This window comes from Bradyrhizobium sp. USDA3516 (genome assembly GCF_057651995.1).
The window spans coordinates 283,285-303,482 of the sequence record NZ_JBYGYN010000002.1; the positions used below are offsets into that span (position 1 = coordinate 283,285).

Annotated in this window: 15 protein-coding genes; 5 read left to right on the plus strand and 10 right to left on the minus strand. The window is 64.6% G+C overall.

Features of this window, described 5'->3' with window-relative positions:
- Positions 1 to 7 precede the first annotated feature (7 nt).
- Positions 8 to 1,909 carry an extracellular solute-binding protein gene (locus AC24YW_RS07245; RefSeq protein WP_487482082.1) on the minus strand — a complete coding sequence of 634 codons (1,902 nt, stop codon included), beginning with the start codon at positions 1,907 to 1,909 and terminating at the stop codon, positions 8 to 10.
- 210 nt (positions 1,910 to 2,119) lie between these two features.
- The gene (locus AC24YW_RS07250) at positions 2,120 to 2,674 is read right to left on the minus strand and encodes a c-type cytochrome (RefSeq protein WP_487482083.1); all 555 of its coding nucleotides are present in this window, start codon (positions 2,672 to 2,674) and stop codon (positions 2,120 to 2,122) included.
- Positions 2,675 to 2,907: 233 nt separating this feature from the next.
- On the opposite strand from AC24YW_RS07250, the gene AC24YW_RS07255 reads away from it, so the two are divergent.
- A complete protein-coding gene (locus tag AC24YW_RS07255) occupies positions 2,908 to 3,648 on the plus strand; it encodes a 3-deoxy-manno-octulosonate cytidylyltransferase (protein WP_035998024.1) in 741 nt (246 codons plus the stop codon).
- A 37-nt stretch (positions 3,649 to 3,685) separates the two neighbouring features.
- Entirely contained in the window at positions 3,686 to 4,543 is an 858-nt protein-coding gene (locus AC24YW_RS07260; protein ID WP_197953968.1) for a prephenate dehydratase, read from the plus strand.
- Between the two features lie 106 nt (positions 4,544 to 4,649).
- On the opposite strand, the gene AC24YW_RS07265 is transcribed toward AC24YW_RS07260, so the two are convergent.
- Positions 4,650 to 5,675 carry an LLM class flavin-dependent oxidoreductase gene (locus AC24YW_RS07265; protein WP_487482084.1) on the minus strand — a complete coding sequence of 342 codons (1,026 nt, stop codon included), beginning with the start codon at positions 5,673 to 5,675 and terminating at the stop codon, positions 4,650 to 4,652.
- A gap of 373 nt (positions 5,676 to 6,048) precedes the next feature.
- On the opposite strand from AC24YW_RS07265, the gene metF reads away from it, so the two are divergent.
- Positions 6,049 to 6,969 (plus strand): methylenetetrahydrofolate reductase [NAD(P)H], encoded by a 921-nt coding sequence (gene metF / locus AC24YW_RS07270; protein WP_487482085.1) that lies wholly within the window; start codon positions 6,049 to 6,051, stop codon positions 6,967 to 6,969.
- Positions 6,970 to 6,975: 6 nt separating this feature from the next.
- Positions 6,976 to 10,818, plus strand: a complete 3,843-nt coding sequence (gene metH, locus AC24YW_RS07275; RefSeq protein WP_487482086.1) for a methionine synthase — start codon at positions 6,976 to 6,978, stop codon at positions 10,816 to 10,818.
- Between the two features lie 299 nt (positions 10,819 to 11,117).
- Here the strand turns inward: metH and AC24YW_RS07280 are convergent, their stop codons facing one another.
- On the minus strand, positions 11,118 to 11,747 hold the full coding sequence (locus tag AC24YW_RS07280; protein WP_487482087.1) for a glutathione S-transferase family protein: 630 nt from the start codon (positions 11,745 to 11,747) through the stop codon (positions 11,118 to 11,120).
- A gap of 114 nt (positions 11,748 to 11,861) precedes the next feature.
- Between AC24YW_RS07280 and AC24YW_RS07285 the strand changes: the two genes are divergently transcribed.
- Complete coding sequence (locus tag AC24YW_RS07285) at positions 11,862 to 12,281, plus strand: DUF6636 domain-containing protein (RefSeq protein WP_487482088.1); 420 nt, start codon at positions 11,862 to 11,864, stop codon at positions 12,279 to 12,281.
- 132 nt (positions 12,282 to 12,413) lie between these two features.
- Here AC24YW_RS07285 and AC24YW_RS07290 read toward each other — a convergent pair whose 3' ends face one another.
- The 6 genes from AC24YW_RS07290 to pimA all read right to left on the minus strand — a co-directional run bounded on the left by AC24YW_RS07290 (position 12,414) and on the right by pimA (position 20,077).
- A complete protein-coding gene (locus AC24YW_RS07290) occupies positions 12,414 to 13,007 on the minus strand; it encodes a GNAT family N-acetyltransferase (RefSeq protein WP_487482089.1) in 594 nt (197 codons plus the stop codon).
- 162 nt (positions 13,008 to 13,169) lie between these two features.
- Entirely contained in the window at positions 13,170 to 14,675 is a 1,506-nt protein-coding gene (gene glpK / locus AC24YW_RS07295; RefSeq protein WP_487482090.1) for a glycerol kinase GlpK, read from the minus strand.
- 276 nt (positions 14,676 to 14,951) lie between these two features.
- Positions 14,952 to 15,725, minus strand: a complete 774-nt coding sequence (locus AC24YW_RS07300) for an SDR family NAD(P)-dependent oxidoreductase (RefSeq protein WP_487482091.1) — start codon at positions 15,723 to 15,725, stop codon at positions 14,952 to 14,954.
- A 170-nt stretch (positions 15,726 to 15,895) separates the two neighbouring features.
- Entirely contained in the window at positions 15,896 to 17,038 is a 1,143-nt protein-coding gene (gene pimD, locus AC24YW_RS07305) for a pimeloyl-CoA dehydrogenase small subunit (RefSeq protein ID WP_487482092.1), read from the minus strand.
- Positions 17,039 to 17,172: 134 nt separating this feature from the next.
- Positions 17,173 to 18,363 carry a pimeloyl-CoA dehydrogenase large subunit gene (gene pimC, locus AC24YW_RS07310; protein WP_172784944.1) on the minus strand — a complete coding sequence of 397 codons (1,191 nt, stop codon included), beginning with the start codon at positions 18,361 to 18,363 and terminating at the stop codon, positions 17,173 to 17,175.
- Between the two features lie 19 nt (positions 18,364 to 18,382).
- Positions 18,383 to 20,077, minus strand: coding sequence for a dicarboxylate--CoA ligase PimA (gene pimA / locus AC24YW_RS07315; protein WP_487482093.1), 1,695 nt, complete (start codon positions 20,075 to 20,077; stop codon positions 18,383 to 18,385).
- Positions 20,078 to 20,198: the final 121 nt, after the last annotated feature.

Below are 20,198 nucleotides of genomic sequence, written 5' to 3' on the forward strand. Positions count from 1 at the left end.
TTGTCCTTCACGATTTTCTTGCTATCCGTGCCGCCTTCTCCGTGTCGTACCACCAGATGGACGGGAAACCGGACTGACCATATTTCGGCAGTTCCGCCGGCCGTCCGAACCGATCCCAGCGCGCGGTGCGAACCTTGTTGTAGGTCCATTGCGGCACGACGTAGTGATTCCACAGCAGCACACGATCGAGCGCCTTGGTGGCCGCGACGAGATCGTCGCGATCAGTGGCGTAGATCACCCGCTCGATCAGCTTGTCGACAGCCGGGTTCTTGATGCCGGCGATGTTGCGCGAGCCGGCGATGTCGGCCGACTTGGAGGACCAGAACTCGCGCTGCTCGTTGCCTGGCGATTGCGACTCGCCCCAGGAGTTCGTCACGATATCGAAGTCCCACTCGCGCGTTCTGTTCTCATATTGGGTCGGATCGACCGTCCGAACGCTCACGGCGATGCCGAGCCGCTCCAGCGACGGCTTGTAGAACAGCGTAATTCGTTCGAAGCTGGGATCGGAGTTGAGCAATTCCAGCGAGAACTGAGCGCCGGACTTGACGTCGATCAGCTTGCGGTCGCGCACCTCGTAGCCGGCCTCCTTGAACAGGCGCAGCGCCTCACGCAAATTGTCACGCACCGCTTCCGGATTGCCCCCGACCGGATTGGTGTAGGCCGTCGTGAAGACCTCGGGCGGCACCTGGGCGCGAACGGTCTCGAGAATTTCGAGCTCCTTGCCCTGCGGCAATCCGGTCGCCATCAGCTCCTCGATGCCGTCGAAATAGCTGCTGATGCGCTTGTACTGGCCGTAGAAGATCTGCTTGTTCATCTCCTCGAAATCGAACGCGTAGTTGAGCGCACGACGCACGCGCGGGTCGCTGAACTTGGCGCGCCGCAGGTTCGGCACGAAGGCCTGCATCACGCCGGAGCTGCGATTGACGAACTCCTCGAGAATCACCCGCTTTTCGGTCACCGCCGGGAAATCATAGGCGGTCGCCCAGCTCTTCGCGCTGTTCTCGGTGCGCCAATCGACCTGGTCGGCCTTGAAGGCCTCGATCGCAACGGTGCCGTCGCGAAAATATTCGTAACGCAGCTCGTCGAAATTGTTGCGGCCCACATTGATGGGAAGATCGCGGCCCCAATAGTCCTTGACGCGCTCCAGCGCGATCGACCGTCCTGCAACAAATTCCTTGACCCTGTAGGGACCCGAACCGAGCGGCATCTCCAGCGTCGTCGTGGAGACGTCGCGCTTGCGGCCCTGCCCGTCCGTTCCCTCCCACCAATGCTTCGGCAGGACGATCAGCTGTCCCACGATCTGCGGCAGCTCGCGGTTGCCGGGGGCGTCGAACACGAACTTCACGTCACGCTCGCCGACCTTCTCGGCCTTCACCACATGGCTGTAATAGGCCGAGTACATCGGGTGGTGCTTCTTGAAGGAATCGAGCGAGAAGATCACGTCCTCCGGCGTGACGGGCCTGCCGTCGTGCCATTTCGCCTGCGCGCGCAGGCGATAGGTGACGAAGGAGAAATCATCGGGATGGCTGACCGCCTCGGCCAGCGCGCCGTATTCGGTCGAGACCTCGTCAAGCGACTGCGTCAGGAGCGATTCATAGATGAATGCGACGGCACCGGCGACCTGCCCCTTCACACCCGACACGACGATATTGAAATTGTCGAACGTGCCGACGGCGATCTGGCGCGCGACACCGCCTTTGGGCGCGTCCGGATTGACGTAGTCGAAGCGCTTGAAGTCGGCGGGATACTTGACCTTCCCGAACAGCGACAACGCGTGGCGCCAAGGTAGCTCATTGGCGGATTGCGCCCGCGCCGCGCCGACGACGGGAACGCCCGCGACGGAACCAAGGGCTGGAAGCGCTGCCGCGGCAGTGCCGGTGAGCAGGAGATCGCGTCGGGTAATGGCCAATTCAACATCCCTGTCTTGAAGGAGGCTACTCCTTTAAGTTCCCAATATAGGCGAGGTTTCGACCGAATATGTTGCTTTTTCCTCATCTTCAAAGCCCGGCCGGCCTATCGGATGCGGCCAAACGCCCCGCTAACGTCGCCGCGAGGCCCGGATAAGGAAACGGCCAGGCTTTTCAGCCTGGCCGCATATTCCAGCATCGGTCTTGAGACCCTATTTTGACGCCGTCGGCAGCGGCTGAGGTTTCTCCGACTGCGAATTCAGATAGGCGATGATATCGGCACGCTCGGAATCCTTGGCAACACCGGCAAAGCCCATCGCGGTGCCCGGAATGAAGCCCTTCGGATTGGCGATGAACTTGTTGAGGTCATCGAAGCTCCAGTTGCCGCCCTTGGCCTTGATGGCGGCCGAGAAGTTGAAGCCACCACGGCCCTGGCCCTTGGGCTCGCCAACGACGCCATAGAGGTTCGGACCGACCCGGTTCGGGCCGCCCTTCTCGAAGGTGTGGCAGGCGCCACACTTCTTGGCGGCCGCGGCGCCCTTCTCGACGGAGGCGGTTTGGAGCAGCTTTTCGATCGGTTCGGACGGTGCGGCGGCAGCGGCGCCCTCCTTGCCGGAGCCGGCGTCTTGCTTGACTGCGATCTCGAAGCCCGGCTTTTCCGGCATCTTGGGGGAGAACAGCGCACTCGCGGCGAAGCTCGTCACCAGCAGGAAGAGACAGGTGCCGAGCACGGCACCGAGAATCTTGTTGAGTTCGAAAGAGTCCATTTCCGGCCAGGCCCCACCGCAAGAAGGAAACAGCGGCCCAGACGGCCGCCAGGACGAGCCTCGGGAGAATCAATCGTTCCTTATTGTTTCCCCGAGTTTTGCCATTGAGATATCGGTTTGCCCGGGGTCTGGCAACCCGTATAAGCGACCCGCCTTCAGGCTCGTCCCCATCCCATTTCCCGGTGCGGAAAACGCTCCGCTTTCAGGCTCTTGACCTCAGACCTTTGAACCCGATGATCGATCCCCGCATCCTGGTGCTGATCCCGGCTCGCATGGCCGCCACCCGCCTGCCCGGCAAGCCGCTCGCCGATATCGCGGGACTGCCGATGATCGTGCATGTGCTGCGCCGCGCCGAGGCCGCAGCAATCGGCAGGGTCGCGGTGGCCACCGACACCGACGAGATCGCTTCGGTCGTGACCGCCCATGGCGGCGAGGCCGTGATGACCCGCGGCGACCACCCCTCCGGCTCCGACCGCATCCACGAGGCCATGCAGAAGCTCGATCCCGAGGGCAAGGCCGAGATCGTGGTCAATGTCCAGGGGGATTTCCCGACCATCACGATCGACAACATCCGCGAGGTGCTGCCGCCGCTGCAAGACCCGGCCGTGGACATCGCGACGCTGGCCTCGCGGATCCACACCGAGGAAGAGGATCTCGCCCCAAGCGTGGTGAAGGCGATCGGAACCTCGGTTGGCGGCAGGCGGATGCGCGCACTTTATTTCACCCGCGCGACCGCCCCGACCGGCGACGGACCGCGTTACCACCATATCGGCCTCTATGCCTTTCGCCGCGCCGCGCTGGAGCGCTACGTCTCTCTTCCGCCGTCTCCGCTGGAATTGCAGGAGAAGCTCGAGCAGCTCCGGGCCCTTGAGGCCGGAATGCGCATCGATTTCACCATCGTCGACACCGTGCCCCGCGGGGTCGATACGCCGGCGGACCTCGAAACCGCGCGCAGCATCCTTTCCAAATCCTGAGCCGCTGCTACAAGGCCGATCAGGAGCACTTCAAGACATGAGCAAGATGAAGATCGCATTCCAGGGCGAGCCTGGCGCCAATTCCCACATCGCCATCGTCGAGGCCTATCCCGACGCCGAGCCGATGCCCTGCGCCACATTTGAAGACGCGCTGTCGGCGATCTCGTCGGGCGAGGCCGATCTCGGCATGATCCCCATCGAGAATTCGGTCGCGGGCCGCGTTGCCGACATCCATCACCTCCTGCCGGCGTCCGGCCTCTTCATCGTCGGCGAATGGTTCTTGCCGGTCCGGCATCAGCTGATGGCGGTGAAGGGGACCAAGCTCGAAGACATCAAGAGCGTCGAGAGCCATGTGCACGCGCTCGGCCAGTGCCGGCGCATCATCCGCAAGCTCGGCATCAAGCCGATCGTGCATGCCGATACCGCCGGCAGCGCCCGCGACATCTCGGAGCGCAAGGACAAGACGGTGGCCGCGATTGCCTCGCGCCTTGCTGCAAAGATCTACGGTCTCGACATCCTCGCCGAGGACATCGAGGACGAGGCCCACAACACCACGCGCTTCGTCGTGCTGGCGCGCGAGCCGAAATGGGCGCCCCAAGGCACCGGGCCGCTCGTCACGACTTTTGTTTTCCGGGTGCGCAATTTGCCGGCGGCGCTCTACAAGGCGCTCGGCGGCTTCGCCACCAACGGCGTCAACATGACCAAGCTCGAGAGCTACATGGTCGACGGCAATTTCTTCGCCACGCAGTTCTATGCCGACGTCGACGGCCATCCCGATGACAAGGGCCTCGCCTTCGCCATCGAGGAGTTGAAATTCTTCTCGCGCGAATTCCGCATAGTCGGCGTGTATCCGGGCCATCCGTTCCGCGCGACGTTCAGCGAGGCGCAGGATTGATAACTGTCGTTCCGGGGCACGCGAAGCGTGAACCCGGAACCTCGAGATTCTCGGGTGCGCAAGTGCGCACCTGAGTTCGATGCTTTGCATCGCCCCGGAATGACAATCATTCGGTTAAGCTATCTGTCTTCGCCGCTCCGAATGCCGCCGCCAGCAGCGAGTACGACTTCTTTCGCGCCTCGTGGTCATACACCGCAGTGATCACCATCAGCTCGTCCGGCTTGCTCGCGTAGATCAGCGGCTGCAGCTTCTTCAGCACCGTCGCGGGGCTGCCGACGAACAGGCGCGAGCGGTTGCGCAGGATCGAGGTGCGCTCGGCGTCCGTATACGGATAGGCCATCGCCTCCTCGACGCTCGGCAGCGGCAGATATTGACCGCGGTCTCGGCGAAGGCGGTTGAGATCGAAGGACGAGGCGAGCCTTTCGGCCTCCTCGTCGGTATCGGCCGCGATGACGGCGACCGCGAGAATGGCATGCGGGCTTGCACGCCAGGCCGAGGGCTGAAAGCGATTGCGGTAGTGCACCATCGCATCGATCGCGTCGTGGGACGCGAAATGATGGGCGAAGGCGAAGCCCATGCCGACCTGCGCGGCCAATTCCGAGGAATAATCGCTGGAGCCAAGCAGCCAGATCGGCGGCAGGGCGGTGTCGTCGGGCATCGCGACGACGTTGTTGTAGGGGTGCCCTGCGGGGAATTCGCGCGTCTCCCACAGGATCAGCTCGTGCAGCCGTTCCAGGAAATCGTCGCCCTCGCGGCGGTCGAGCCGGCTCCGCAGCGCATACGCCGTGGCGCCGTCGGTGCCGGGGGCACGGCCGAGACCGAGATCGATCCGGCCGGGAAACAGTGCCTCCAGCATCTTGAAGCGCTCGGCGACGACCAGCGGCGCATGGTTGGGCAGCATCACCCCGCCGGAACCGACGCGGAGGTGCTTCGTTACCGCCGCGATCTGGCCGATCATCAGGTCAGGCGCGGGGCTCGCGACGGAGGCGAGATTGTGATGCTCGGCGAGCCAGTAGCGGACATAGCCGAGGCCATCCACGTGACGCGCCAGATCGATGCTGTTGCGCAGCGCCGCGGCGGGCTTGGTGCCTGTTGTGACGACGGAGAGGTCAAGGACGGAGAGCGGGATCATGGCAGCCTAACGTAATGGAGGCGGTCGGGGCGGCAATGGGCAGGCTGCACAGGCCTGACGTGAACAGCAGGCGGGGCACGTCAGCGGCTCATGTTGGGCCAATTACTGCCTGTTAGTACACTGCTTCGCCTTGCCCACCACGAAATTGGGTGCAGGAAAGGCGATCTATGTACAAAAATTCTTTTGATTGCAATACTTTAAGCAAAATGAGCAATCTTCCCACTAGAAGTCTGATTCACGACAATATCTGTCTTTCTGCGCCTAAATGGGCAACTTCCCATCCATGATGGGCTGTCGACCAGAGGGCCTTTGCCGTATTTTAGCTCTCCGACGCTAGACCCGATCGCGGGCCTAAATTGGAGTGAGTGGCGCCATGACTGACCTGACCACGCCTGCGACAGCCGACCGGCAGGACGTGCACCTGAAGCGGCCCGCGATCTCCTTCGAGTTCTTTCCGCCGAAGACGGAAGAGATGGAGCGCAATCTCTGGGAGACCATCAACCGGCTCGCCCCGCTCGAGCCGAAATTCGTCTCGGTGACCTATGGCGCCGGCGGCTCGACCCGGGAGCGCACCCATTCGACCATCACGCGCATCCTGCAAGAAACCGCGCTGCTGCCGGCCGCGCACCTGACCTGCGTCGGAGCCTCCCGCGGCGAGATCGACGAGATCGTCGACCGCTATCACGAGGTCGGCGTCCGCCACATCGTGGCCCTGCGCGGCGATCCCGTCGGCGGCGTCGGCACGCCCTATACGAGCCATCCCGAGGGTTACCAGAGCTCGGCCGAGCTCGTCGCCGGGATCAAGAAGCGGCACGGCGACATCGAGGTCTCGGTATCTGCCTATCCCGAGAAGCACCCCGAAGCGCGCGACTTCGATGCCGATATCGACACGCTCAAGGCCAAGGTCGATGCGGGCGCGACGCGTGCGATCACGCAGGTGTTCTTCGACAACGATCTCTACTTCCGTTATCTCGACCGCGTGCGTGCGCGCGGCATCGACATCCCCGTAGTGCCGGGCATCATGCCCATGCACAACTTCAAGCAGGCTCGCAATTTCGTGACCCGTGCCGGCACCACAGTGCCCGACTGGTTCGCGGCGAAGTTCGAAGGCCTCGATGACGATGCCGAAACGCGCAAGCTGGTGGCCGCGACCGTCGCGGCCGGCCAGGTGCAGAAGCTCGCCAAGCACGGCGTCGACACCTTCCATTTCTACACCATGAATCGCGCCGACCTCGTCTTCGCGATCAGCCATTTGCTCGGCATTCGCGCCAAGAGCGCGCAGAAGGCGGCGTAAGAGAACATGACCGTGACCGTCTCTTCGAAGCGAACTGCCCTGCTCGACGCCGCGCGCGAGCGCATCCTGGTGCTCGACGGCGCCATGGGCACGATGATCCAGAATCTCCAGCTCGACGAGCAAGCCTTCCGCGGCGAGCGCTTCAAGAGCTTCCATCGCGACCTGCGCGGCAACAACGATCTGCTGATCCTGACCCAGCCGCAGGCGATCGAGGACATCCACGCCGCTTACTTGCGCGCCGGCGCCGACATCGTCGCGACCAACACGTTCTCGACGACCTCGATCGCGCAGGCCGATTACGACCTCACCGACATCGTCTACGAGATGGCGCGTGAAGGCGCCCGCCTCGCCGGCAATGCTGCACGGCGCGTCGAAGCCGAGGACGGCAAGCCGCGCTTCGTCGCCGGCGCCATCGGTCCCACCAACCGCACGGCCTCGATCTCGCCCGACGTTTCCAGTCCGGGCTACCGCGCCGTCACCTTCGACGATCTGCGCAAGTCCTATGGCGAGCAGATCCGCGGCCTGATCGACGGCGGCGTCGATCTCCTGCTGGTCGAGACCATCTTCGACACGCTCAACGCCAAGGCGGCGCTCTATGCGATCGCCGAGATCACCGAGGAGCGCGGCATTGACGTTCCCGTGATGGTGTCGGGCACCATCACCGACAAATCCGGCCGCCTGCTCTCGGGCCAGATGCCGGAAGCGTTCTGGAATTCGGTGCGGCACGCCAAGCCCGTCACCATCGGCTTCAACTGCGCGCTCGGCGCGGAAGACCTGCGCGCGCATATCGCCGATATCGGTCGTGTCGCCGACACGCTGGTCTGCGCCTATCCCAATGCCGGCCTGCCGAACGAGTTCGGCCAGTATGACGAAACGCCGGAATACATGGCGCGGCTGATCGGCGAGTTCGCGCGCGACGGTCTCGTCAACATCGTCGGCGGCTGCTGCGGCACCACGCCGGATCATATCGCGGCGATCGCGGCCGCCGTCGCCCCGCACAAGCCGCGCATCGTGCCGGAAATCACCCCGCGCCTGCGGCTCTCCGGGCTCGAGCCGTTCGTGCTGACGGATGCAATTCCGTTCGTGAACGTCGGCGAGCGCACCAACGTCACCGGTTCGGCCCGCTTCCGCAAGCTGATCACGGCCGGCGACTATACCGCCGCGCTCCAGGTCGCGCGCGACCAGGTCGAGAACGGCGCGCAGATCATCGACGTCAACATGGACGAAGGCCTGCTCGACTCTGAAGCTGCGATGGTGACCTTCCTCAACCTCGTCGCCGCCGAGCCCGACATCGCGCGCGTGCCGGTCATGGTCGATTCCTCGAAATTCTCGGTGATCGAAGCCGGCCTGAAATGCGTGCAAGGCAAGCCGGTCGTCAACTCGATCTCGATGAAGGAGGGCGAGGACAAGTTCATTCACGAGGCGCAGATCGCGCGCCGCCACGGCGCGGCCGTCGTCGTCATGGCATTCGACGAGGTCGGCCAGGCCGACACGTTCGCGCGCAAGACCGAGATCTGCAAGCGCGCCTACGACATCCTCGTGCACAAGGTCGGCTTCCCGCCGGAAGACATCATCTTCGATCCGAACATTTTCGCGATCGCGACCGGCATCGAGGAGCACAACAATTACGGCGTCGACTTCATCGAGGCGACGCGCTGGATCCGCCAGAACCTGCCGGGCGCGCATGTCTCCGGCGGTGTCTCCAATCTGTCGTTCTCGTTCCGCGGCAACGAGCCGGTGCGCGAGGCCATGCACTCGGTGTTCCTGTATCACGCCATCAAGGCCGGCATGGACATGGGCATCGTCAATGCCGGGCAGATGATCGTTTATGACGACATCGACCCTGAGCTGCGGCAAGTATGCGAGGACGTCGTCCTCAACCGCGACCCTGGCGCGTCCGAGCGGTTGCTCGCGCTCGCCGAGAAATTCCGCGGCAAGAAGACGGAAAGCAAGGAAGCCGATCTCGCCTGGCGCGAATGGCCGGTCGAGAAGCGGCTGTCGCATTCGCTGGTGCACGGCATCACCGAATTCATCGAGCAGGACACGGAGGAAGCCCGCAAAACCTCCTCGCGCCCGCTCGACGTGATCGAGGGACCGCTGATGGCCGGCATGAACGTCGTCGGCGACCTCTTCGGCGACGGCAAGATGTTCTTGCCGCAGGTGGTGAAGTCCGCACGCGTGATGAAACAGGCCGTCGCCTACCTGATGCCGTTCATGGAGGAGGAGAAGGCGCGCAATCTCGCCAGCGGCGTCAGCACCGAGGGCTCCTCGTCGGCCGGCAAGATCGTGCTCGCGACGGTGAAGGGCGACGTCCACGACATCGGCAAGAACATCGTCGGCATCGTGCTCCAGTGCAACAATTTCGAGGTCATCGACCTCGGCGTGATGGTGCCGGCGGCCAAGATCGTCGAGACCGTGAAAGCGGAGAAGGCCGACATCGTCGGGCTCTCCGGCCTGATCACGCCCTCGCTCGACGAGATGGCGTTCTTCGCCGGCGAATTGCAGCGCGAAGGCTTGAGGCTGCCGCTCTTGATCGGGGGCGCCACCACCAGCCGCGTGCATACGGCCGTCAAGATCGACCCGAGCTATCGCGCCGGCCCGGTCGTGCATGTCAACGACGCCAGCCGTGCGGTCGGCGTCGCCTCCGCGCTGCTCTCGCCGGAAAGGCGCGAGACCTATGCGGCCGAGGTGCGGGCCGAATACGCAAAAATATCGGAGGCGCATCTGCGCGCGCAGGCCGACAAGAAGCGGCTGAAGCTCGCTGATGCCCGCGCCAACCGCGTGCCGGTCGATTTTGCAAAGAACAAGCCGGTGAAGCCAACCTTCCTCGGCACCAGGAGCTTCGACGATTACGACCTCGCCGAGCTGGTGCCCTATATCGACTGGACTCCGTTCTTCCAGACCTGGGAGCTCGCCGGACGCTTCCCCGCCATTCTCGATGATGCCAAGGTCGGCGAGGTCGCGCGCTCGCTCTATGACGATGCGCGCAAGATGCTCGACACTATCGTCAAGGAGAAGTGGTTCAGGGCGCGCGCGACGATCGGCTTCTGGCCGGCCAATGCGCAATGCGACGACATCGTGCTCTATGCCGACGATAACAGGACCGAAAGCATCGCGACGCTGCACACGCTGCGCCAGCAACTGGAGAAGCGCGAGGGCCGTTTCAACGCCGCACTGTCCGACTTCATCGCGCCTCCAGGCGTGCCGGATTACATCGGCGGCTTCGTCGTCACCGCAGGGATCGGCGAGGATGCAGTTGCCGACCGCTTCAAGATGGCCAACGACGACTATTCCTCGATCCTGTGCAAGGCGCTGGCCGACCGTCTCGCCGAGGCGTTTGCCGAGCGCATGCACGCCCGCGTGCGGCGCGAGTTCTGGGCCTATGCACCGAACGAGTCGCTCTCCAGCGAGGAGCTGATCCTGGAGAAGTACTCTGGCATCCGCCCTGCGCCCGGCTATCCCGCGCAGCCTGATCATACCGAGAAGGCGACGCTGTTCGAGCTGCTCGATGCGGAGGCCACCGCCGGCGTGAAGCTGACCGAGAGCTTTGCGATGTGGCCGGGCAGCAGCGTGTCCGGCCTCTATTTTGCCAGCCCCGAAAGCTATTATTTCGGCGTCGGCAAGATCGAGCGCGACCAGGTCGAGGACTACGCCGCGCGCAAGGGCATGAGCGTCGCGGAAGCCGAGCGCTGGCTCGCGCCGGTGCTGAATTACATCCCGTCGCAGGACAAGCTGCTTGCCGCCACGCCGGCGAACGACGAGATACCGAAAGACCTCGCCTCGCATCCGCCGGGCTGCACCTGCGCGGTGCACCTCGTCTGGCAGAAAAAGCGCGCCGGCGCGGGGTAAGCGCGCCTGTAAAACAAAAGTAGAGAAAACAACCCCATGCACAGTAGCGATGGGGTTGAAATGGTTTGAGAATTTTCGGTCTTGCCGAAATCCCGTTGCGGCGTCGGGCAAAACAGGGGTATTATGGCATCATCGGGTGCTGTGGCCCCTGGCGGATAGGTGCCGCCCTCACCTTGCTCTCGGTCTCGTGCCCCGGACGCTGCGCAGCACGAAGTGATGCGCTGCAGAGCCGGGGCCCACGTCTCCCAGCAATCCGTGCCGCCTGGGTCCCGGCTCTGCGGCCGGGACACGAGAGCGCTTCATCCCTTCGGCGGAGCCAGCGGCTGCACGATCTCCTTGAACGGGGCCAGTGCCTCGCAGCGCTCGCTATGGGCCGCGAGCGCGGGATAGCGCGGGCCATCGAACAGAAGCGGATGGGCTTCGCGGGTGAAGCGGACGACGCATGCCACGGCGATATCGGCGTGGCCGATGCGGTCACCCAGCCAATACGGCGTCGTCACCTTGGCGCGCTCGGCCTCGAGCACCTTCAGCACGTCCGCGATCTGCGCCTGGCAGCGCTCGACCCACAGCGCGAGTTGCTCCTTCCGCAGCACGCGCTCGTAGAGCAGGCTGACCGCCTTGTCGCCGAGGCCGGAGGCGAGCGCGCAGATGCGCAGATGCCTGCGCCGCTCGGTGCCGCCGCGCGGCAGCATGGCCTTGTCCGCGCCGACGAGGTCGTCGAGATAATCGAGGATGATCATGCTCTCGATCAGCGCCTCGCCGTCGTCGAGCACCAGGGTCGGTACCCGGCGCAGCGGATTGTAGGGCGCGATCTTGTCGGCATCGCCGAAGGTCGACCATGGCTTGTGCTCGAAGGCGAGCCCATAGAGCCGCAGCGCAATCGCGACGCGACGGACGAAGGGGGAGTCGTATTGGCCAATCAGGAACATGGTATACCTCTCGTCGTTGCCGGGCTTGACCCGGCAATCCATCTTTCCTCAGACTAGAGAACGATGGATGCCCGGATCAAGTCCGGGCATGACGGAGCTGGACGCGGAGCGCGTATGACGCAACGACTTGCACTGGTCACACTCGGACTTTCTTTGCTCAGCCCGCACGTCGCCCAGGCCCAGGAGCGCCCGATCGGCTTCCTGACGCCGTCGAAGAACATCGCCTGCCAGTTCTTCACCGACAACGGTCAGGGCGTGCTCCGCTGCGACATCATGAACATAGACGCGCGCCCGCGCCGGCCCGCCGATTGCGAGCTCGATTGGGGCCACGCCTTCGAGATGAGCGCGAAGGGCGCGGCAGGCCGCATCTGCGCGGGTGATACCGTGATGGACACGTCGCTGCCGGTGCTGGCCTATGGCGAGGTGTGGCAGCGCGGGGGATTTACGTGCCGTTCGGAGCCGACGGGGCTGACGTGCTTCAATGCGATGCAGCGGGGGTTTTCGCTGGCACGGGGGAAGCAGGAGGTGTTTTGAGATCGTAGAACGGCAGCGCAGACTCCCGTCATTGCGAGCGCAGCGAAGCAATCCAGAATCTCTCCGTGCGGACACTCTGGATTGCTTCGTCGCAAGGGCTTCTCGCAATGACGGTGAGGAGGCAGCGGCGCACTATTCAATGATCGGCACATGCTTCGCCGCATCGCGCGGCGCTGTCCCATCAAGCCGCGGATCGTCGGCAATTTCGATCTGGCGGCGGAAGGGGCGGAAGCCGGAGCGCTGGTAGAAGGCGACGGCGGCGGGATGGTCGAGGGTGCAGGTGTGGACCCAGACGCGGCGGATGTCGCGAGACCAGGCCAACTCCAGAGCGCGGTTCATCAGGAAGCGGGCGGCGCCGGTGCCGATCAAGGGTGCGGTGACGCCGAAAAAGGCCAGCTCGCATTGGCCGGGCCCGCGGAAATCGAGCTCGAGCAGGCCTTCGTCGCGGCCGTCGAGGGCGAGGGCGTAGACCTCGATGCCGGGCGCCTGGATGATGGCGGCAAGCTCGGCGTCCCTCATGCGGACGCGCGAGAACCACAGCCAGTCCTCACCGACGCGGCGGAAGAGATCGCGGTACCAATCGAGTTCGGGGGTCGCGACCTTGCGCAGGGTCCAGTTGCCCGGCGGATCGTCGCGGCGTGTCGGAGGCGCGGTCATCTCCAGATGGGTGACGACGGCGGCGATCTTGCCGGCGGGGACGTCGGAATAGCCGTCGGGGAGGATCATGGTTGGTTGGTCCATTTCATCGAAGGTGGTGGCTCCGAGCTGGCGCCACACACTCCGTCATTGCGAGCGAAGCGAAGCAATCCAGGATCCTTCCGCGGAGGGACTCTGGATTGCTTCGTCGCAAGAGCTCCTCGCAATGACGTGGAGAGAGTGCGTGTAGCCCTACCCCTCCCCCTCGTCACTCGCCAGCACGCCCTTCACCGCCCTTGCCCAGCCGGCGAGCTTCCGCTCGCGTGTGGCCTGGCTCATGTTCGGCTTGAAGCGGTGTTCGAGGCGCCAATTGTCGGCGAACTTGGTCGGCTCGGGATAGACGCCGGCCTGGAGGCCGGCGAGGTAGGCGGCGCCGAGCGCCGTGGTCTCCTGGATCACGGGGCGGTCGACCGGGGCGTCGAGGAGATCGGCGAGGCGCTGCATGGTCCAGTCGGAGGCGGTCATGCCGCCATCGACGCGGAGCACGACGCTGGCCGTTTCCGAGCTCGGCCAGTCCGCGCGCATCGCGGCCCAGAGATCGAAGGTCTGGTAGCAGACACTTTCGAGCGCGGCGTGGGCGAGCTCGGCGGGGCCGGTGTTGCGGGTAAGGCCGAACAGCGCGCCGCGCACCCTAGGATTCCAGTAGGGCGCGCCCATGCCGACGAAGGCGGGGACGAGATAGACGCTCTGCATCGAGTCGGACTGATCGGCAAGCGGGCCGGTTTCCGCCGCGTGCTTGATGATGCCGAGGCCGTCGCGCAGCCATTGCACCGCCGAGCCTGCGACGAAGATCGAGCCTTCGAGCGCGTAGGTGCGTTTTCCGTCGAGCTGATAGGCGACGGTGGTGAGCAGCTTGTTCTTCGACACCACCGGCGTGGTGCCGGTGTTGAGCAGCGCGAAACAGCCGGTGCCGTAGGTGGACTTCATCATGCCCGGGCGGAAGCAGGCCTGGCCGATGGTGGCGGCCTGCTGGTCGCCGGCGATGCCGGCGATGACGATGGGGCCGCCGAACAGATCGGGCGAGCTCTCGCCGAAGCGGGCGGAGGAATCCTTCACTTCGGGCAGCATCGAGCGCGGTACGCCGATGATCTCCAGGAGCTCGTCGTCCCATTCGCCGGTGTGGATGTTGAACAGCAGCGTGCGCGAGGCATTGGTGGCGTCGGTGGCGTGCACCTTGCCGCCGGTGAGGCGCCAGAGCAGGTAGCAATCGATGGTGCCGAACATCAATTCGCCGCGCGCGGCGCGGGCGCGGGCGCCGGGGACGTGGTCGAGGATCCAGGCGACTTTGGTGCCGGAGAAATAGGGGTCGATGATCAGGCCGGTCTTCTGCGAGATCACGGCCTCGCGGCCTTCTGACTTAAGTTTCGCGCAGATGTCGGCGGTGCGGCGGTCCTGCCAGACGATGGCGCGGTGCACGGCCTGGCCGGTGGCACGGTCCCACACCACCGTGGTCTCGCGCTGGTTGGTGATGCCGATCGCGGCGACGTCCTTTGCGGTGATGCCGGCGTGCTCGATCGCCTCGCGGGAGACCATCACGGTCGAGGTCCAGATATCCTCCGGCTCGTGCTCGACCCAGCCGGAGGCCGGAAAATGCTGCGGGAACTCCTGCTGCGCCTTCGCCGCGATGGAAATATCGCCGCGAAACACGATCGCGCGCGAAGAGGTCGTGCCCTGGTCGATGGCGAGGACGAAAGACATGGCGGCTTACCTTGGCGTTTTCTTTGAGCGTTTCCCCTGGAGGGGTCATTGTGTCGCGCCAAAGGGAGCGGATTGGAGGCGGAAGGTCAAGGCGAGATGATGGACGCTGCCTTCCCTTCTCCCCTTCTTGTGGGAGAAGGTGGCGCGAAGCGCCGGATGAGGGGTATGCTTCAGCGGATACAGCCGCAAAAGAGTCACACGCGGAGGGATACCCCTCACCCGTCTCGCCGCTACGCGGCGATCCACCCTCTCCCACAAGGGGAGAGGGAAGAAAAGCTACACCGCGGCCGTGGTCACGCCGCCGTCGATGACGATGGTCTGTCCGGTCATGAAGCTCGAGGCATCAGAGGCGAGGTAGGCGACGGCGCCGGCGATCTCGTCGGGCTCGCCGATGCGGCGGAGCGGCGTGGTGGCGGTGCGGCGCTTCAAATTGGCTTCGTCTTCCCAGAGCGCACGGGCGAAGTCGGTCTTGACGAGGCCGGGCGCGATGCAGTTGACGCGAACACCTTTCGGGCCCCATTCGCCGGCAAGCGAGCGGCACAGCGCGAAGTCAGCGGCCTTGGAGATGCCGTAGGCGCCGATCACGGTGGAGCCGCGCAGGCCGCCGATCGAGGAGATGATGATCACCGAGCCCTTGCCGCGCTCGGCCATTTGCGGGATCGCGAGCGCAGAGAGCCAGATGTTGCTCTTGACGTTCGAGCCCATGATCTTGTCGAAGGCTTCATCTGATATGTCGAGCAGCGGGCCGTAATAGGGATTCACTGCGGCGTTGCAGACGAGAATGTCGATCTTGCCGTAATGCTTGGTCGCGCCCGCGATCAGCGCCTCGACCTCGTTCTTGCGCGCGATGTTGCAGGGGATAACTGTTGCCTCGCCGCCGGCCGCGATGATGCCGTCGGCGACTTCCTTGCAGGCCTCGGCCTTGCGCGAGGAGACCACGACCTTGGCGCCGAGTTTCGCCAGGAGTTCGGCGGAGGAGCGGCCGATGCCGCGGCTGGAGCCGGTGACCACGGCGACCTTGCCGGTGAGATCGAACGGGGTGTTTTTCATTTGGTGTTGCTCCGCTGCTTCAACGGGGTCCGTCATTGCGAGGAGCGAAGCGACGAAGCAATCCAGACTGCCTCAACGGAAAGATCCTGGATTGCTTCGCTTCGCTCGCAATGACGATGTGGAGAGATCCCGGGTTCGCGCTACGCGCGCCCCGGGATGACGCCAAGGCGTCAGATCAACCCGCCTGCGTCGGCGACGCGGCGCTGGTGGTAGTCGGTGTCGCCGAACGTGTTCTCGATCATGGTGAGGCGCTTGAAGTAGTGGCCGATCTTCGCCTCCATGGTCATGCCGATGCCGCCGTGCAGCTGGATCGACTGCTGGCCGACGAACTTCGCCGACTTGCCGATCTGCACCTTGGCCGCGGCGATCGCATTGGCGCGCTCTTTGGCGTCCTCGAAATCGCCGGCCATGGTCGCGAACATCGACATCGAGCGCGCCTGCTCGGCGGCGACGAACATGTCGGAGGCGCGGTGCTGCAGCGACTGGAACGAGCCGATCGCGACACCGAACTGCTTGCGCGTCTTGATGTACTCGACCGTGGTCTTGAGCGACTCGTCCATCAACCCGACCGCCTCGGCGCAGAGCGCGATGCGGGCTTCGTCCACCACGCGCTCGATCAGCGCGAGCGAATCCTCGGGATTGCCGAGCACGGCATCCGCGCCGACCTCGACACCGGTAAAGGTGATGTCGGCGGCGTGCTGGCCGTCCTGGGTCGGATAGGACTTCTTCGCGATGCCCTTGGCGTTGGCCGGGACCAGGAACACGCCGATGCCGGTCTTGTCGCGGCGCTCGCCCCTGGTGCGCGCAGTGACGACAAGCGTGTCGGCATTCTCGCCGTTGATCACGACGAACTTTTCACCGTCGATCACGTAAGACTCGCCCTTCTTCTTCGCGGTCGTGGTGACGTCGAACAGATCGTAGCGCGAGTTCTTCTCCAGCTGCGCAAACGCCAGCGTCTTGCTGCCGTCGATGATCCCGGGCACGTGCGCGGCCTTTTGCGCATCGGTGCCGGCATGACGCAGGAAGCCGCCGCCGATCACGACCGTGGCGAGATAGGGCTCCAGCACCAGCGCCTTGCCGAGCGCTTCCATCACGATCATGGTCTCGACGCCGCCGCCGCCGAAGCCGCCATCGGCCTCGCTGAAGGGCAGACCGAGCAGGCCCTGCTCGGCGAGCTTGAGCCAGACCGTTTTGCTCCAGCCGCCCTTCTCCGCCATGTACTTCTTGCGCTGCTCGAAATCGTAGGAATCGGTCAAGAGGCCGTCGATGCTTTCCTTGAGAAGCCGCTGCTCCTCGTTCAGATCAAAATCCATGTTTCTCTACTCTCCCGGTATCTGATGTCGTCATGCCCGGCCTCGTGCCGGGCATCCACGTTCTTCGTGCCGCGACGCGTGGATGGCCGGGTCAAGCCCGGCCATGACGGCGAGTGTGTGGTGACTGGCTATGATCACAGCCCCAGCACCGCCTTGGCGATGATGTTGCGCTGGATCTCGTTGGAGCCGCCGTAGATCGAGACCTTGCGGTTGTTGAAGTAGCTCGGCGCGATCTGGGCGGTCCAGTCCATGGCTTCGTTCGAGCCGTCGTCGCCATGCACGTCGTAGGGCGCGGCGAACGGGCCGATCACTTCCATCAAGAGCTCGGTGGTGGTCTGCTGGATCTCCGAACCCTTGATCTTCAGCACCGACGAGGCCGGATTGGGCTTGCCCTTGCCGTGCTTGCCTTCGTCGGCGACGACGCGCAGCTGGGTGAGCTCGAGCGCCTTCAGCTCGATCTCGCAGGCCGCCAGCTTCTCGCGGAAGGCGGGATCCTGGATGATCGGCTTGCCGGCGGATTCGACCTTCGAGGCCAGATCCTTGATGCGGCGGATGCGCTCCTTGGAGACGCCGACGCGGGCGATGCCGGTGCGCTCATTGCCGAGCAGGAATTTGGCGTAGTCCCAGCCCTTGTTCTCCTCGCCGATCAGGTTCTCGTAGGGCACCTCGACGTCGTCGAAGAAGACCTCGTTGACCTCGCGGCCGCCGTCGATGGTCTGGATCGGGCGCACGGTGACGCCCTTCGACTTCATCGAGAACACGATGAAGGAGATGCCCATCTGCTTCTTGGCGTTGTTGTCGGTGCGGCAGAGGCAGAAGATCATGTCGGCGTGCTGGGCGAGCGTGGTCCAGGTCTTCTGGCCGTTGATGATCCACTTGTCGCCACGGCGCTCGGCCTTCGTCTTCAGCGAAGCAAGGTCGGAGCCGGAGCCCGGCTCGGAGAAGCCCTGGCACCACCAATCGTCGACATTGGCGATGCGCGGCAGGTACTTCTTCTTCTGCTCCTCGTTGCCGAAGGTGTAGATGACCGGACCGACCATGCTGACGCCGAAGGCGAGCGGCTGCGGCGCCGGATAGGACTGCAGCTCCTCGTTGAAGATGTAGTGCTGCACGCTGGTCCAGCCGGTGCCGCCATACTCCTTCGGCCAATGGCTGACGCCCCAGCCCTTCTTGTTGAGGATGCGCCACCACGTCACCATCTCGTCCTTGGAGAGGTGACGGCCCTCGACCAGCTTGCGCCGCGTATCCGGCGGCACGTTGTCGCGGAAGAACTGCCGCACTTCGTCGCGGAACGCCTGCTCTTCTTTCGTGAATGCGAGATCCATCGGATCCTCCTGTGAAACGTTACTTCATTTTCGTCATTGCGGGGGCATCGGCCGCGCGAAGCCCGGACGACGATTTCTGCTGCTGGCGCAATTCGTGGCGCGACAATTTCCCGACGGGCGTGCGCGGCAGATCATCGACGAACTCGACCGCGGCCGGCAGCTCATGCTTGCCCAGCTTGCCGGCCAGCTGCGCGCGCAGCTCCTCGAGCGAGAACGGCTTGGCCTCGGGCCTCAGCTTGATGAAGGCCTTGGCGGCCTCGCCGCGATAGGGGTCGGGAATGCCGAGCACGATCACCTCGTGCACGCCCGGGACGGTGTAGATCGCCTGCTCGATCATCTGCGGATAGACGTTGAAGCCGCCGGAGATGATCATGTCCTTCTTGCGGTCGACCAGGAAGAAATAGCCGTCCGCGTCCATGTAACCGATGTCGCCGGTGAGGAAGCGGCCGTCAACGAAGGCGTCCGTGGATCCTTCCGGCTTGTTCCAGTAGCCCTTGGTGACGTTCGGGCCCTTGATGCGGATCTCGCCGATCTCGCCCGGCGGCAGCACGCGCCTGGGATCGTCGAGCGCGACGATTTCGAGCTCGATGCCGGGCAGCATCAGGCCGATCGAGCCGGGCTTGTCCGGGCCGGTGGGCGGATGGCCGGTGCCGGGCGAGCAGGTCTCGGTCATGCCCCAGCCGCTCTTCAGCTTCTTGCCGACCTTGCGTTCGAAGAAGCTCGCGATCTCCACCGGCAGCGGCGCGCCGCCGGAACCGATGGCATTGAGCGAGGAGAAGTCGCGCTTGTCGAGATCGGGTAGCGCGGCGATCGCGATCCACATCGTCGGCACGCCGGGAAAATAGGTCGCGCGCTTGACCTCGATGTCGCGCATCACGGCTTCGACGTCGAAGCGCTGATGCAGCGAGATCAGATTGCCGCGGCGGAGCGAGGACAGCAGCACCACCGTGAGCGCGTAGATATGGAACAGCGGCAGCACGCAGATCACGCGCTCGATGACGTCGCCGCGGGCGGCGCGCGCCGGCTTGCCCCAGACGTCGTAGATCGACACCGCCGAGGTGAGATTGCCGTGCGTGAGCATCGCGCCCTTGGGCAGGCCGGTGGTGCCGCCGGTATATTGCAGCAGCGCGACGTCGTCGGCCGCGACGACAGGCCATTGCGCAGGCGCGGCGGCGCCTTCGACGAAAGCCGCGAAGGTGACGATGCGGGGATCGTCGGGGATCGCCGCCTGCGGCGTGCCGGCCTTGCCCCAATGATCGTCCTCGCAGACGACGAGCTTGTCGATCAGGCCCTTCTCCAGGAATTTCAGCGCGGTCGGCAGCAGGGCCTGGAGGTTGGAGGTGACGAGCAGGCGCGAGCCGGAATCGGTGATCTTGTGCGTCAGCGCGATCTCGCCGTCGAGCGGCGACAGATGCGCGATGCGGCTGCCCGCCTTCAGCGCGCCGAAGAAGCTGACGGGGTGATCGGGCGTGTTGCCGAGGAACAGCGCGACCGACGCGGCTTTGCCGATGCCTTCGCGCAGGAACGCCGCAGCGGCGCGATCGGCCAAGCTTGCGAGCTCGGTGTAGCTGATCGGACGGTCGCGGAACTCCAGCGCGGTCCGCGGGCCGTAATCGGCGGCGGCCTTCGCCAGAAGGTCCGGCAGCGTGCCCTGGACGATGGTGTCGTCCCACCGCACGCCCTCGGGGTAAAACTGTTCGCCGGGATGGGTCATGGAGGTCTCAAGTCCAACAATCGTCATTCCGGGGCGCCCGAAGGGCGAACCCGGAATCCATCAAGCAGCGCACCCAGAGGCGAAATGGATTCCGGGCCTGCGCCTTGCGGCGCATCCCGGA